The sequence below is a fragment of the Rhodococcus sp. NPDC079359 genome (assembly GCF_040702585.1).
Classification (GTDB): domain Bacteria; phylum Actinomycetota; class Actinomycetes; order Mycobacteriales; family Mycobacteriaceae; genus Rhodococcoides.
Map to the genome: position 1 here is coordinate 152,447 of NZ_JBFBLH010000004.1, position 14,858 is coordinate 167,304.

The window sequence follows — 14,858 nt, forward strand, 5'->3', positions numbered from 1 at the left end:
CTCGGGCGTGACCGTCGTCCCGAGAGTAAAGGCTACGAGAGGCTTGTCATGTCCGTAGTAGACCCCCAGTCGTCTCCTCCGAAATCGGGCTCCCACGAGAGCACTCAGTCACACGTCGAGGGCGGTGACTACCTGGCCAAACGAACCCTGAAGAAGGGGACGGCAGGCTGGGTCCTGCTGGCGGGCCTCGGAGTCAGCTACGTCATCTCCGGCGACTATTCCGGGTGGAACCTCGGGCTCGCCGAGGGTGGTTTCGGTGGTCTGCTCATCGCGGCGATCATCATCGCGGGCATGTACCTGGCCATGGTGCTCGGCATGGCCGAGATGTCCTCGGCGCTGCCCGCCGCGGGTGGTGGCTACACCTTCGCGCGCCGTGCTCTCGGCCCGTGGGGCGGATTCGCCACCGGCACAGCGATTCTCATCGAGTACGCCATCGCGCCCGCCGCCATCGCGACGTTCATCGGTGCCTACGTCGAGTCCCTCGGGCTGTTCGGAATCACCGACGGGTGGTGGGTCTACCTGGTGGTCTATGCGGTGTTCATCGGAATCCATCTGTCCGGCGCAGGCGAAGCCCTCAAGATCATGTTCGTCATCACCGCGATCGCCTTGGTCGGACTCATCGTGTTCGCCATCGCCGCCATCGGACAATTCGACGCGAGCAACCTGACCGATATCGCGCCCACCGACGCGGCCGGAGCCTCGGGATTCCTGCCGTTCGGCTACCTCGGCATCTGGGCTGCCGTCCCGTTCGCCATCTGGTTCTTCCTCGCGATCGAAGGTGTTCCGCTGGCCGCAGAAGAGGCCAAGGACCCGACCAAGAACGTCCCGCGCGGCATCATCGCCGCGATGGGTGTGCTGCTCGTGACCGGTGCCGTCGTGCTGTTCCTGGTGACCGGAGCCGGCGGGGCCGACGCCGTCAAGGAATCGGGCAACCCGTTGGTCGAAGCCCTCGGGGACGGAACAGCGAGCAAGATTGTCAACTACATCGGCCTGGCCGGATTGGTCGCGTCCTTCTTCTCGATCATGTACGCGTACTCGCGTCAGCTCTTTGCGCTCTCGCGTGCCGGGTACCTACCGAAGACTCTGTCCATCACCAACTCTCGCAAGGCACCGACGCTCGCCTTGATCGTCCCCGGCGTCATCGGCTTCCTGCTCTCGCTGACCGGCCAGGGCGGAATGTTGCTGAACATGGCCGTGTTCGGGGCGGCGCTGAGCTACGTTCTGATGATGGTCAGCCACATCGTGCTCCGTCGCAACGAGCCGAACATGGAACGCCCGTACCGAACCCCCGGCGGCGTCGTGACCACCGGATTCGCGTTGATCATCGCGGCGCTCGCCGTCGTCGCCACGTTCGTCGTCGATTCCACTGCGGCACTGTGGTGCCTGGGAGTGTTCGTGGCGTTCATGGCCTACTTCGGCATCTACAGCAGGCATCATCTCGTCGCGAATTCGCCGGACGAGGAGTTCGCCGCACTGGCCGAGGCCGAGGCCGAACTGGAATGACGATCTACACCCAGCAGGTCTCGGGCACCACCTACACGTTCGACGGTCTCGTCGACCTGATGGCCAAGGCAACCCCGCTGCGATCGGGTGACGAATTGGCCGGTTGCGCAGCCGAATCGGATGCCGAACGGGCTGCTGCGCAGTGGGCGCTGTCCGAGGTGTCACTGGATGTCTTCCTACACGATCTGCTCGTGCCGTACGAGAGTGACGAGGTCACTCGGCTCATCATCGATTCACACGACCGCCTCGCCTTCGGAGCGGTGTCGCACCTGACCGTCGGCGGCCTGCGGGACTGGCTTCTCCAGGTCACCGCCAGGCCGGACGCGGCCGCGACGTTGCGGTCGGTGGCCGCCGGACTGACTCCGGAGATGGTGGCAGCAGTCAGCAAGATCATGCGAAACCAGGATCTCATCGCGGTGTCTCGAGCCGTGCAGGTGACGTCGGCTTTTCGTACGACGGTGGGACTGCCCGGAACACTCACCACCCGGCTCCAACCCAATCACCCGACGGACGACCCCCGCGGAATCGCCGCGGCCACGCTCGACGGGTTGCTGCTCGGATCGGGTGATGCGGTCATCGGGATCAACCCGGCGACCGACTCGCCTCAGGCGACGGCCGAACTGCTGCACCTGCTCGACGAGATCCGGCAGCGCTTCGAGATTCCCACACAATCGTGCGTGCTCTCGCACGTGACGACGACGATGGAACTGATCGACAAGGGCGTTCCGGTCGATCTGGTGTTCCAATCCATCGCGGGCACCGAAGGAGCCAATTCGAGCTTCGGAGTGAACATTCCGCTGCTTCGGCAAGCCAACGAGGCCGGCCGATCGCTGCACCGCGGAACCGTCGGGAACAACGTCATGTATCTCGAAACAGGCCAGGGTTCGGCGTTGTCGGCGGGCGCGCACATCGGTACCGGCGACCGCCCCGTCGATCAGCAGACCCTCGAAACGCGTGCGTATGCGGTGGCCCGCGATCTCGAGCCGCTGCTGATCAACACCGTCGTCGGATTCATCGGGCCCGAGTACCTCTACGACGGCAAACAGATCATCAGGGCGGGCCTCGAAGATCACTTCTGCGGCAAGCTGCTGGGACTGCCGATGGGTGTCGACGTCTGCTACACCAACCATGCCGAGGCCGACCAGGACGACATGGACACCCTGCTGACGCTCCTGGGTACCGCCGGGGTCGCGTTCGTGATCGCGGTGCCGGGTGCCGACGACGTCATGCTCGGCTACCAGTCGTTGAGCTTTCACGACGTGCTCTACGTTCGGCAGGTTCTCGGTCTGCGACCCGCACCGGAATTCGAGTCGTGGCTCTCCCGACTGGGCATGGTGGACGCCGACGGCAGAGTCCTCGACGTCGATGCCGCGGGATCGCCGCTGCGCGCGTTGATGAGTGCGCGATGAGCACGCCAGCGGAACGACCGGAAACAGAGTTCTGGGGCGAGTTGCGCGCGATGACGCAGGCTCGAATCGGGTTGGGCCGCATCGGTGATTCGTTGCCGACCACGCGGGTGCTCGAGTTTCGCTCGGCGCATGCTGCGGCGCGCGATGCTGTGCACATGCCGCTCGAGGTCGAGGAGTTCGTGGGCCGGGTCGAGCAGGTCGGTCTCGGTGCGCCGTCGGTGGTGACGTCGTTGGCGACGAGTCGCGCGGAGTATCTACGACGGCCCGATCTGGGTCGGCAGCCGGAAGATCTGTCTGCGATCACGCTGTCGGAGGACGAGATCGGCATCGTGTTGAGCGACGGGTTGTCCCCGCGCGCACTCGCCGATCACGGTGTGCCGATGCTGGAGGCGTTGAAAGCCGAACTGGCCGATCGCTATTCGATAGCAGCCCCGGTGATCGCGACCGAGGCGCGGGTGGCGCTGGGTGATCACATCGCGGCGGCGATGGGTGTGCGGACGGTGCTGGTGCTGATCGGGGAGCGTCCGGGTTTGTCGGTCGCCGACAGTCTCGGTATCTATCTGACGCATCTGCCGAAACCCGGGTGCACCGACGCCGATCGCAATTGCATCTCCAACATCCACCCGCCGGAAGGGCAGGGGTATGCGCAGTCGGCACGAATCGTGGCCGGTCTGTTGGCCGGTGCCAGGAAGCTCGGGCGGTCGGGTGTGGCGTTGAAGGACACCTCGCGAGCCGATGTGCTCGAGGCGACCGAGGCCCTCACCCTGGAGTGACATCACCCCTATCCGGGGGGTGGCCGAGGGTGACGGCGGTCACTACCGTGGGGTTCATGGACAGTTATTCTTCCGGTGCGTCCGACACAGCGGTGCTGGACGACACGATCGGCGCAAATCTGGATCGAACTGCGGCGCGGTACTCGGAGCGTGATGCGTTGATCGATGTTGCGTCCGGGCGGCGGTGGACCTACTCGGAGTTCGTCGCCGACGTCGATCTGTTGGCGGCCGGGTTGCTCGTGGCCGGAGTCGAGGTGGGGGACCGCGTCGGAATCTGGGCACCGAACTGCCCGGAATGGGTTCTGGCGCAGTATGCGACGGCCAAGATCGGCGCGGTGTTGGTCAACATCAATCCCGCGTATCGCTCGCACGAGTTGCAGTTCGTGTTGAAGCAGGCCGGGGTGTCGGTGTTGTTGTCGGCCACGGAGTTCAAGGGTTCGAACTACGCGGCGATGATCGACGACGTGCGTCCCGAGGTGGAATCCCTGCGTGAGGTGCTGTTCATCGGGAGCATCCAGTGGGAAGCGATGACCGATCGCGGGCATCGAGCGCTGGCGAAGACTCCGCGCATGATCACCGATGTGTCCGAGCGGCTCCGCTGCGACGACGCCATCAACATCCAGTACACCTCGGGGACAACGGGTTTTCCCAAGGGTGCAACGCTGAGTCATCGAAACATCCTCAACAACGGATTCTTCGTCGGCGAGCTCTGCCATTACACCGCCGAGGACCGAGTGTGCATTCCGGTGCCGTTCTACCACTGCTTCGGCATGGTGATGGGCAATCTCGCGTGCACGTCGCACGGCGCAGCGATGGTGATTCCCGGACCCGCGTTCGATCCGGTCGCGACGTTGACGGCCGTCGCCACGGAGAAGTGCACGTCGCTCTACGGAGTCCCGACGATGTTCATCGCAGAACTGGCACTGGAGAACTTCGAGGATTTCGACCTCGGCAGTCTGCGTACCGGCATCATGGCCGGATCGCCGTGCCCCACCGAGGTGATGAAGCAGGTGATCGAGCGGATGGGGATGGCCGAGGTGTCGATCTGTTACGGCATGACCGAGACTTCTCCGGTGTCGCTGCAGACTCGGAGCGAGGACTCCATCGAGCAACGGGTGTCGACCGTCGGACGCGTCGGTCCGCACCTCGAGGTGAAGATCGTCGATCCGATCGAGGGCAGCACACTGCCGCGTGGGGAGGCGGGCGAGCTGTGCACGCGCGGGTATTCGGTGATGTTGGGCTACTGGGAGCAGCCGGAGAAGACCGCCGAGGCCATCGACGACGAGGGGTGGATGCACACCGGCGACATCGGGGTGATGGACCACGACGGCTACGTGGCGATCACCGGACGGATCAAGGACATGGTGATTCGCGGCGGCGAGAACATCTATCCCCGCGAAGTGGAGGAGTTTCTGTACACCCATCCCGACGTCCTCGACGCGCAGGTGATCGGTGTGCCCGACCCGAAGTACGGCGAAGAGCTGATGGTGTGGATCCGGATGAAAGACGATGCTGCGCCGCTCGATTCGGCAGCGGTGCGTGAGTTCTGCGACGGGCGGTTGGCGCACTACAAGATCCCGCGGTACGTGCACGTGGTCGACGAGTTCCCGATGACGGTGACCGGCAAGGTGCGCAAGGTGGAGATGCGCGAGCGATCGCTCGGCCTGATCGAACAGCTGCCCTTCGGCTGACATACTCGCTTCCATGACCAGAGCGCTGTGGACGCCGACGGATTCCGACCTCGCCGAGGCTCGGGTGACCGAGTTCGCGCGCTTCGTCGAGCGACGTCACGATGTGCTTCTCCCGGACTACCTCGCTCTGTGGCGATGGTCGACCACCGAGCTGGAGCTGTTCTGGCGAGCGGTGTGGGACTTCTTCGAGGTTCGCTCCTCCAGCGTGCCGACAACGGTGCTCGCGGAGCGCACGATGCCTGGCGCACAGTGGTTTCCGGGTACGGAACTGAACTACGTAGACCACGTGACTCGGCACGCTCGACCCGGTCGCGCTGCGATCGTGCACGCCCGCGAAGACGGTTCGACGCGGACCGTGACGTGGGAGGAGATGATCGATCAGGCCGGGGCGCTGGCGGGGACGTTGGCCGGTGCGGGAGTTCGACGCGGCGACCGCGTCGTCGGGTATCTGCCCAACGTCCCCGAGGCGGTGATCGCGTTTCTGGCGACCGCGAGTCTGGGTGCGGTGTGGTCCGCGTGCGGGCAGGACTACTCGGCCTCGGCAGCGCTCGATCGTCTGGGGCAGCTCGAACCCACGGCACTGATCACGGCCGACGGGTACGTCTACGGAGGGAAGTTCCGAGACAAGGCCGCCGATGTCGACGCGCTCACGACCGGGCTGCCGACGCTACGGCTGGTGGTGACGGTCGGCGAGGCGTCGGGAAGTGCAGTGAGCTGGTCTGCCGCAACAGTGCAGAGCCGTGAGTTGGAACCGGTCGCAGTGCCGTTCGATCATCCACTGTGGGTCGTGTTCTCCTCCGGTACCACCGGTCTACCCAAGGGCATCGTGCACGGCCACGGCGGCGTGGTGCTCGAACATCTCAAATCCGTTGCCCTGCACTCCGATCTGGGGCCCGAGGACGTGTTCTTCTGGTACACCAGCCCCAGCTGGATGATGTGGAACTTTCAGGTCGCCGGTCTGCTGGTCGGTTCCACGATCGTGTGCGCCGACGGCAATCCCGCATTTCCGACGCCTGATGCATTGTGGGACATCGCCGCTCGGCTGGGCGTGACCTATCTCGGCACCAGCCCCGGGTACGTACTCGCATGCATCAAGGCCGACGCACATCCGGGCTCCGATCACGATCTCTCGGCACTGCGGGCCGTCGGGATCACCGGGTCCGCGATGCCTGCGACGTCGTCGATCTGGTTGTCGGAGAACATCGGAGCCCATGTGCCGGTCTTCTCCATCTCCGGTGGCACCGATGTGGTGTCGGCGTTCGCCGGGGGAGTGCGGACCGCGCCGGTCTGGGCGGGGGAGCTGTCGGTGCCGTTCCTCGGCGTCGCGCTGGACGCCTACGACGAGGACGGCCACGCAGTCCGTGGCACCGTCGGTGAACTGGTCGTCACCGAGCCGATGCCGTCGATGCCGCTGTACTTCTGGAACGACGCGGACGGATCTCGTTACCGAGAGGCGTACTTCGAGACCTATCCGGGAATCTGGCGGCACGGCGACTGGATCACCAGGACCGATCGCGGCAGTGTGCTCGTCCACGGCCGGTCGGATTCCACGCTCAACCGCAACGGAATTCGTATGGGGAGCGCTGACATCTATCAGGCCGTCGAATCGCTGGACGAGGTCACCGAGGCGCTCGTTCTGGGCATCGAGCTACCCGACGGCGGATACTGGATGCCGCTGTTCGTGGTGGTCCCGGGCGGCGCGACCGACGAGTTGGGTGAACGCATCCGATCCGTCATCGGAACCCAGGTGTCGCCGCGACACGTTCCCGACGACGTCATCGCCACGCCCGCGGTGCCCCACACTCGAACCGGGAAGAAACTCGAAGTACCGCTCAAACGACTTTTCCAAGGTGCCGCTGCGGCAGGCACCGTCGATGCGAGTGCCGTCGACGACCCGGCGGCGTTGGCGTGGTTCGTCGACCGGGCGGCCGAGTTTCAGCGAGTCCAGCGCGCGAGGTAGGCCTTCTCCTCCGGCGCGATGCGGCGCAGAGTCTCGGCACCGACGTCGACCATCGCCATTCGCGTGGTCGCCACCACCGCGGGCGGCGAATCCGGTGCCGCGCCCGCGGCGCGCACCTCGTACCCGATGGTGAAGTCGACAGCGCGCACCTTCTCGAACCACAGGGTGACGTCGAGTGGACTGTCCGAATGACGGAGCGGCTTCTTGTACGCAATGGTCACGTTGGCGATCAACGCACTCTTGATCAGTGACTCGTTGGCCTCGCCCTCGCTGAGCAGCCATTCGATTCGCGCTTCTTCGAGCAGGGTGACCATCCGTGCATGGTTGATGTGCGCAAAGGCGTCCATGTCGGACCAGCGCACCGTCACGCTCGCGTGATATCCGACGGGACCGGTCTGCTGTGTCTGCATCGCAACAGGCTCTGTCTTCATTGCTAGAGGATGGCATGCGCGCCCGTGAAGTCGACGCTCTAGAGTCCCAGGAGTGATTATCGCCAATGTCGCACTGGATGGTTCCGGCGTGCTCTTCGACATCGAACTGGCAGGGTCGGTCATCGCGGCGATCACCCCCGCAGGTACTCGACGCGCAGCGGGTGACGAGGTGCTCGACGGCGGGGGCGGGGTGGCGCTACCCGGATTCGTGGACTCTCACGTGCATCTGACGCAGTGGGCGGCGGCCCGTAAGCGAATCGACGTCGGGCCGGCGATGTCGGCGGCCGACGCCGTCGCGCTGGTGTACCCCTACGCGCGTACGGCAGGTGAATCCGTGGTGCGCGCCAACGGTTTCCGCGATGCACAGTGGCCGGAGGAGCCACACAAGGACCTGCTAGAGAATGCGCTGCCCGGTGCCCGCGTGGCGATGACGAGCATGGACCTGCACACGCTGTGGCTGAGCCCGGCGTTGCTCGACGACCTGGGTATCGACCACCCCACCGGTGTGTTGCGTGACGTCGACGGCCTCGAAGCGGTCATGGCTCTCGAAGAGCAGGAGGACCCGGCCGAACTCGATCGAGCCGTGCTCGACGCCACCGCGGCACTGGCGGTCCGCGGAGTCACCGGCGTCGTGGATTTCGAGTTCGCCGACAACAAGACGGTCTGGGATCGACGCCTGACGGCCGGCTCTCCCGCGGTACGCGTCGACACGACCGTGTGGCCGCAATGGCTCGACGAAGCACTCGAGCGCGGCGAGCGGACCGGAGACGTCTCGGCTCTGTCGGAACTGATCCGGCGGGGACCACTCAAGGTGATGCTCGACGGCTCGCTCAACACCCGAACCGCGTGCTGCCACGACCGATACCCGGGGATCGAGGGTGACGACGCGTACGGTCTGATGCTCGAGACCCGGGAGGGTCTGTTCGAGCTCGTGTCGCGGGCCTCACGTGGCGGCATCGTTCCGGCGATCCACGCGATCGGTGACCGCGCGAACGGTGTTGCTCTCGATGCGTTCGAGCGCGCCGGTTGCGGTGGTCGAATCGAACATGCGCAACAGATCCTGCCGGAGGACATCACGCGTTTCGCAGCGCTCGGCGTCGCGGCATCGGTGCAGCCGCAGCACGCGATGGCCGATCGCGAGATCGCCGAGGATCTGTGGGCCGGACGGCGCTCGGTGGCGTACGGATACGGAACCTTGCACCGCAGCGGGGCGACGCTGCTGTTCGGTTCCGACGCCCCGGTCAGTCCGCCCGAGCCGTTGGCCGGAGTCGCCGCGGCGGTGTTCCGTACCGACGACGACCGACCCCCGTGGCACCCCGAAGAAGCCGTACCTCTCGAGGTGGCACTGCGGGCGGCGTGCGGTGGCCGCGGGATACTCCGCGTGGGGGATACGGCGGACATCGTCGTTCTCGTCGAGCATCCCGTGCACCGATCGGCACACGATCTGGCCGACACCGAGATCCGAGCGACGATCTGCGCCGGCGCGCTGACCCACGCGTCCGCCGGATAGGCACCGGGTTCGCGGACGAAAATTCGGTCCATAGCCGGACATGAGAACTCACTCATGTTGCCTTCATCGGCGTCTCACTCGTTCGAGACAGTGTGGTGATGTGAAGTTCGCACCCAAGATCGCCGTCCTGGCGGCCGTGGTCATCGTCCCGGTGGGCGTAGCACTGGCGAGCACCGTACTCGCCGACACCCCGCAGCCACCGAGCTTCGAGCCGCGAGTCACCGTCGGAGTCGCGGCACCGAGCGCATCCCAGACCTCCGGCGAGGCACCGCCCCCATCGGACACACCGGCCTCCTCGACCGCTGTACCCCCGACCGCTGTACCCCCGACCGCTGCACCCTCGACCGCGGCCCCCTCGGTGGCTGAAATTCCTCCCGCGGCCACGGGCCCGGTGGGCGGTACGGCTCCGGATGCAGCGGAGCCGCCGGCAGCACCGCAGTCCATCGTCGTCCCTGCCCCTCCGCCTGTCGAAGTCATTCCGGACGGTGATGACGATGATGACGACGTCGGTGGCCAGGACGATGCGGATGGCGACGACGATGTGGAAGACGACGACGGGTGAACTCGACCGAGAAACTGATCGACGGCAGTGATGCCCGCACCGAGGTGCTCGCTCGGAGGGGACCTGTGCCCGAGCCTGCGCCTCGTCGTCCCCGGGTGGGAACCCGTGTTCCGGCGCGGGTGCGCATCCTCGGCTGGCTGTTGTTCGTCATGGCACTGGCCATGCTGGCCGTGGGGGTTGCCGTCCGAACGATCCTCCTCGCCGATGTCGAGAGAGACACCGCGGTGGCGCTCGAGCAAGAGATCGGCGAGTTCAGCGAGTTCGCTGCGACCGGCCGGGATCCGGACGACGGGTTGCCGTTCGGCAATGTCGCCGATCTGCTCCAGTTGCACCTGCAGCGCCAATACCCGGACGACGACGAGATCCTGTTCGGCTACACCGACCGACTGCTGCGTCAGGAGCGCAGCGGCCCGGGAGATCTGGTCGCCGACGCGGCCGTCGTATCGGCGATCGTGGACTCACCCGACAGTGTGGGATCGACGCAGACTTCGGAAGGCGAGGTCGTCTGGGCGAAACAGGTCGCCGAACCTTCCGGCGGAGGCCAGGCCGGAACTTTCGCGATCGGAATCCTCGTCGACCGCGAACGCGCGGACGTGTCCGACACCGTTCGTGTGGTGATCGGAGTATCACTGATGGCACTGCTGTTCACCGGCGGCATCGCCTGGGTCGTGGCCGGGCAGATCCTTGCGCCCGTGCGTCTGGTTCGGCGGACCGCAGCCCAGATCACCACCGACGACCTGTCCAGGCGGATCGAGGTGGACGGCCGAGACGACGTCGCCGAACTCGCCGACACCTTCAACGACATGCTCGATCGATTGGAGTCCGCGTTCGCCGCGCAGCGACAATTCGTCGACGACGCGAGCCATGAGCTTCGTACGCCGATCACGATCGTGCTGGGGCATCTCGAACTGATGGGTGATGATCCACGCGAGCGCGAAGAGACGGTCCGCCTCGTCACCGACGAGTTGGACCGAATGAACCGGATCGTGGAAGACCTCTTGCTCCTCGCCAAAGCCGAGCGGCCGGATTTCGTGCACAAGCAACCGGTGGATCTCGAGACCCTCACGCGCGACATCGACGCGAAGGTACGCGCGCTCGCCGACCGCGACTGGATACTGGGGCACGTCGGCACGGGCTCGGTGCGGGTCGATCCACAACGAGTCACGCAGGCAGTGCTTCAGCTGGCGCAGAATGCGGTGTCGCACACCGGCCCCGGTGACCGAATCGTCGTGGGCTCCGAGCTCGCCCTGGACCGAGTTCTGTTGTGGGTGAGCGACACCGGTCCCGGTGTGTCCAGCGAGGACGCGCCGACCATCTTCGAACGATTCGCGCGCGGCACCAGTGCTTCGCCTCGCTCGGACAACGGCGGAGCGGGTCTGGGCCTGAGTATCGTGCGAGCGATCGCCGACGGGCATCACGGTGCCGCGACACTCGACAGTCGGCCCGGTGCCGGTGCGACATTCGGGCTCGACCTGCCGGCACGGTGAGCGACCGACGATTTCGTTCTGCCAGAAATGTTTCCACGTCACCCACGGCAGTGGAACGGCACATGAAAGAACGCTCATGGAACGTTCATCGACGTTTCATCGGACGGACCGAGACTGGTCACCATGAACACGGTCAGCTACAGAACGCAGCCACCTCCTGTCCCGGAACCGATGCGCGCGTGGCGCTTTCGCGATCTGTTGACCCGCCGACTGGTCCAGGGTGTCATGAGTTCGGTTGCGCTGCTGGTACTCCTGGCCGTACTCGCCGGCGCGGCGCAAGGGCTGCCCAGCGCCGGGCGGACCACGCTCGTGGTCTTCACCGCAGCTGTCGCGCTCTGGGTGTTCACGAAGATCGACGACACCTACGTAGCTCTCGGTGCCGCACTTGCTCTGGTACTGACCGGTGTGGTGAGCACCGACGCACTGTTCGACACTCTCGGCGAGGAGACCATCTGGCTTCTCATCGCGGCATTCATCATCGCCGCGGGAGTCCGCGAGTCCGGTTTGGCAACGCGCGCAGCAGTGTTCATCGTCAGTGGCGCGCGTAGCGTACGTCAGCTCGCCCATCTGGTGACGGCCGCGTTGATCGTGACCGCTTTCGCGATTCCCGCCACCTCGGGTCGCGCCGCCCTTGCGCTGCCGGTGTTCTTGGCGTTGGCGCAGGCGCTCGCCGAGCGCAAGCGGGTGGTGCGGGCGTTGGCAATCCTGTTTCCTACCGTCATCCTGCTGTCCGCGGTGGCGACGCTCATCGGGGCGGGGGCGCATCTGATCACCAGCCAGGTGCTCGAGAGTGCGACGGGTACCGGGATCAGCTTCACCGCGTGGCTGTTGCTCGGTGTGCCGCTGGCCGTGGTCAGCAGCCACTGCGCCGCCGAACTGGTACTGGTGCTGTTCACCGATCGGGAGGATCGCCGAATACCGTTGACGGTGAACGTTTCCGACATGGCGTCACGTCTCCCGACACCGGTGACGGGACCGCTGACCATCGCGGAGAACCGGGCCGCGACGCTGCTGGCCGTCGTCATCGTGCTGTGGTGCTCCGAACCGTTGCACGGCGTGCACCCCGCCATCATCGCCCTGCTGGGTGCCTTGATCTCCACCTCACCGCGGGTGGGTACCACCGACTTCGGAAAGGCGCTCGCTACCGTGCCGTGGTCGCTGCTGTTGTTCATGGCGGCAACGCTGGCCCTCGGGACCGCGTTGACGACGTCCGGTGCGGCAGGGTGGCTCTCGGACGGGCTGTTCACGGTGGTTCCGATCGGCTCGGCACCGCCCTGGGTGTTCATCGCGGTGGTGATCGTGCTGTCCGTGGCCTCGCACCTTCTCATCCAATCTCGCTCGGCACGTTCGTCCGTCCTCGTTCCGCTCGTCGTCACCACGGCTTCCGCGCTCGGAGTCGACCCCATGGCCGCGGCCTTCGCGTCGACGGCTGCAGCGGGCTTCTGCCACACCATGCCGTCCTCGGCGAAGCCGGTGGCAATCTTTGCCAAAGCCGAAGGTGTGGAGACGTATTCACCGCGGGACCTGCTACGCCTGTCCGCGTTTCTCGCGCCGCTGACCGCAGGGACCGTGCTGTTCTTCGCCGTGTTCGTGTGGCCGCTGCTCGGCACCCCCATCGCCTGACCTCCCACCCTCGAAAAGGAATCGATCACCATGCCGTCTTCCACCCCACTCCGGTTCGTCGTCGCCCCGTCCGGGTTCAAGGAATCTCTCGGTGCCGACGAGGTCGCATCGGCCATTGCCGCTGGTATTCGCCGGGTGGTGCCCGGGGCCATCGTCAACTCGGTCCCTCTCGTCGACGGGGGTGAGGGGTCCGCTCGCGCCCTTGCCGGTGCCACCCTGGGCAAGGTGATCGACACCGTCGTGACCGGGCCGGTGGGCAAGCCGGTCGATTCCCATTTCGCTCTGCTGGGAACGGACGGGCCGGTCACCGCGGTCGTGGAGATGGCAGCAGCGGCCGGTCTGTCGCTGGTTCCGCGAGACATGCGCGACCCGACGGTGACGACGAGCCGCGGAGTCGGTGAGCTCATCCGTACCGCCCTCGACTACGGTGCCGAACGAATCCTGTTGGGCTGCGGCGACTCCGGCACCTCGGACGGCGGTGCAGGGCTCCTACAGGCGCTCGGAGTGCGACTCCTCGATGCCGAAGGCCTCGAATTGGGCGACGGCGGAGGCGAGTTGACTCGGCTCGACCACATCGATGTATCCGGCCTCGATTCACGGCTGAGTCCGGGAAGCGGTGTGGAGATCAGGGTCGCATGCAACCCACACAACATCCTCTGTGGGCCCGGCGGAGTTGCCCGGGTCTTCGCACCGCAGAAGGGGGCCAGCTCGACGCAAGTGGAGATCCTGTCGGCCGCGATGGACCGCTGGGCCGAGGTGTTGGAGCGTGACGTGTCGACGCGGCCGGCCGGTCTGAACCTCCGCACCGGGCCCGGTACCGGCGCGTCCGGCGGGATGGGGGCAGGCGTGGCAGCGGTCCTGCGGGCCGAGCTGCTACCGCGCTTCGAGGTGATGCTCGATCATGTCGACCTCGACAGCCTCATCGCGACTGCCGACCTGGTGTTGACCGCCGAGGGGTCCATCGACAAGCAGACGCCGAAGGGGAAGATCCCGACGGAGGTCGCCCGCCGAGCCAAGCTCCACGGCAAACCTGTGGTGGCGCTCGCGGGAACCATCGGTCTCGACGCCCGCGCCAATTACGACTCGGGTATCGACGCCTTCGCCGGCATCCTGCCCTCGCCGGTCGAGTTGGTCGAAGCGCTCGAACGGGGTGCCGAGTTCCTGACCGATGCCACGGAGCGAGCGATGAGATTGCTTCTGGTCGGAGCGACTCTCGGCCGGTGAGGCCGGAGCAGCGTGAATGGATCTCGTGGACCTGCCGAAGTGTCCGCGATCGCCGATTCTGTCGGACCACCCGCGTAGCGTGTCTGCGATGACGTCGATCACCGATCCGCGCGTACGCGAGTTTCTGTCCACGGGTACCCGCACCGGCAAGCTCGGGTACCTGGCCTCCGACGGCAGGCCCCTGGTGGCCCCCGTCTGGTTCATCGTCGAGGGCGACGAGATCGTGTTCAACACGGGGGCCGACACCGCGAAGGGAAAGTCGATTCGCCGTGATCCCCGCGTGGTGCTGACCGTCGATCTCGAAGAGCCGCCGTACGGATTCGTCCAGGTGCAGGGCATCGCGTCGGTCGACGAGGATCCCGCCGAGTTGCTCCGCACCGCCACCGAGCTGGGGGCTCGGTACATGGGCCGCGATCGCGCCGAGGAGTTCGGCGCACGCAACGGTGTTCCGGGCGAATTGATCGTTCGAGTGACACCGAACAAGGTGATCGCCGCTTTCGACATGACGGCATGACGACCGACGGTCTTCGCCCGGTCGGCACTGTAGATTGACCGGGTGCCGAATCGAGTCGGAGTGTGTCGGGTGAGCTCGGATCGGGTATCGACTTGTAACGGTCCGGTACATACGGACGGATATGTACTGAAAGGTAACTTCGAGTTGTTTCCGGTGAGAAAATAGAGAACG

General features: G+C 65.8%; 12 protein-coding genes. 11 read left to right on the forward strand and 1 reads right to left on the reverse strand.

Annotated features, from left to right (window positions below):
- The first annotated feature begins 48 nt into the window (after positions 1-48).
- From eat to AB0362_RS12030, 5 genes are read left to right on the forward strand one after another with little or no spacing between them, the layout of a single operon-like run.
- Positions 49-1,503, forward strand: coding sequence for an ethanolamine permease (gene eat / locus AB0362_RS12010; RefSeq protein WP_317532198.1), 1,455 nt, complete (start codon positions 49-51; stop codon positions 1,501-1,503).
- Positions 1,500-2,912 carry an ethanolamine ammonia-lyase subunit EutB gene (locus tag AB0362_RS12015; RefSeq protein ID WP_317532199.1) on the forward strand — a complete coding sequence of 471 codons (1,413 nt, stop codon included), beginning with the start codon at positions 1,500-1,502 and terminating at the stop codon, positions 2,910-2,912. Before eat ends, AB0362_RS12015 begins: the two co-directional genes overlap by 4 nt.
- Complete coding sequence (gene eutC / locus AB0362_RS12020; RefSeq protein WP_317532200.1) at positions 2,909-3,685, forward strand: ethanolamine ammonia-lyase subunit EutC; 777 nt, start codon at positions 2,909-2,911, stop codon at positions 3,683-3,685. The genes AB0362_RS12015 and eutC overlap by 4 nt, the downstream gene beginning before the upstream one ends.
- A gap of 56 nt (positions 3,686-3,741) precedes the next feature.
- On the forward strand, positions 3,742-5,376 hold the full coding sequence (locus tag AB0362_RS12025) for an AMP-binding protein (RefSeq protein WP_317532201.1): 1,635 nt from the start codon (positions 3,742-3,744) through the stop codon (positions 5,374-5,376).
- Between the two features lie 13 nt (positions 5,377-5,389).
- The gene (locus tag AB0362_RS12030) at positions 5,390-7,336 is read left to right on the forward strand and encodes an acetoacetate--CoA ligase (RefSeq protein WP_317532202.1); all 1,947 of its coding nucleotides are present in this window, start codon (positions 5,390-5,392) and stop codon (positions 7,334-7,336) included.
- Here the strand turns inward: AB0362_RS12030 and AB0362_RS12035 are convergent.
- Positions 7,312-7,767 (reverse strand): thioesterase family protein, encoded by a 456-nt coding sequence (locus tag AB0362_RS12035; RefSeq protein WP_317532203.1) that lies wholly within the window; start codon positions 7,765-7,767, stop codon positions 7,312-7,314. The genes AB0362_RS12030 and AB0362_RS12035 overlap by 25 nt on opposite strands.
- 52 nt (positions 7,768-7,819) lie before the next feature.
- On the opposite strand from AB0362_RS12035, the gene AB0362_RS12040 reads away from it, so the two are divergent.
- From AB0362_RS12040 to AB0362_RS12065, 6 genes are all read left to right on the forward strand, one after another.
- Complete coding sequence (locus AB0362_RS12040) at positions 7,820-9,277, forward strand: amidohydrolase family protein (protein WP_317532204.1); 1,458 nt, start codon at positions 7,820-7,822, stop codon at positions 9,275-9,277.
- A gap of 100 nt (positions 9,278-9,377) precedes the next feature.
- On the forward strand, positions 9,378-9,839 hold the full coding sequence (locus AB0362_RS12045) for a hypothetical protein (protein ID WP_317532205.1): 462 nt from the start codon (positions 9,378-9,380) through the stop codon (positions 9,837-9,839).
- Positions 9,836-11,326, forward strand: a complete 1,491-nt coding sequence (locus AB0362_RS12050) for an ATP-binding protein (protein WP_317532206.1) — start codon at positions 9,836-9,838, stop codon at positions 11,324-11,326. The genes AB0362_RS12045 and AB0362_RS12050 overlap by 4 nt, the downstream gene beginning before the upstream one ends.
- 123 nt (positions 11,327-11,449) lie before the next feature.
- On the forward strand, positions 11,450-12,949 hold the full coding sequence (locus AB0362_RS12055; protein WP_317532207.1) for an SLC13 family permease: 1,500 nt from the start codon (positions 11,450-11,452) through the stop codon (positions 12,947-12,949).
- 30 nt (positions 12,950-12,979) lie between these two features.
- The gene (locus AB0362_RS12060; RefSeq protein WP_317532208.1) at positions 12,980-14,173 is read left to right on the forward strand and encodes a glycerate kinase; all 1,194 of its coding nucleotides are present in this window, start codon (positions 12,980-12,982) and stop codon (positions 14,171-14,173) included.
- 88 nt (positions 14,174-14,261) lie between these two features.
- Positions 14,262-14,687 carry a PPOX class F420-dependent oxidoreductase gene (locus tag AB0362_RS12065; RefSeq protein ID WP_068051470.1) on the forward strand — a complete coding sequence of 142 codons (426 nt, stop codon included), beginning with the start codon at positions 14,262-14,264 and terminating at the stop codon, positions 14,685-14,687.
- The last annotated feature ends 171 nt before the right edge of the window (positions 14,688-14,858 follow it).

Bases quoted from the DNA above. Each gene is read 5' to 3' on its own strand.
- eat (WP_317532198.1), top strand. From the start codon at position 49: ATGTCCGTAGTAGACCCCCAGTCGTCTCCTCCGAAATCGGGCTCCCAC.
- AB0362_RS12015 (WP_317532199.1), top strand. From the start codon at position 1,500: ATGACGATCTACACCCAGCAGGTCTCGGGCACCACCTACACGTTCGAC.
- eutC (WP_317532200.1), top strand. From the start codon at position 2,909: ATGAGCACGCCAGCGGAACGACCGGAAACAGAGTTCTGGGGCGAGTTG.
- AB0362_RS12025 (WP_317532201.1), top strand. From the start codon at position 3,742: ATGGACAGTTATTCTTCCGGTGCGTCCGACACAGCGGTGCTGGACGAC.
- AB0362_RS12030 (WP_317532202.1), top strand. From the start codon at position 5,390: ATGACCAGAGCGCTGTGGACGCCGACGGATTCCGACCTCGCCGAGGCT.
- AB0362_RS12035 (WP_317532203.1), bottom strand. From the start codon at position 7,767: ATGAAGACAGAGCCTGTTGCGATGCAGACACAGCAGACCGGTCCCGTC.
- AB0362_RS12055 (WP_317532207.1), top strand. From the start codon at position 11,450: ATGAACACGGTCAGCTACAGAACGCAGCCACCTCCTGTCCCGGAACCG.
- AB0362_RS12060 (WP_317532208.1), top strand. From the start codon at position 12,980: ATGCCGTCTTCCACCCCACTCCGGTTCGTCGTCGCCCCGTCCGGGTTC.
- AB0362_RS12065 (WP_068051470.1), top strand. From the start codon at position 14,262: ATGACGTCGATCACCGATCCGCGCGTACGCGAGTTTCTGTCCACGGGT.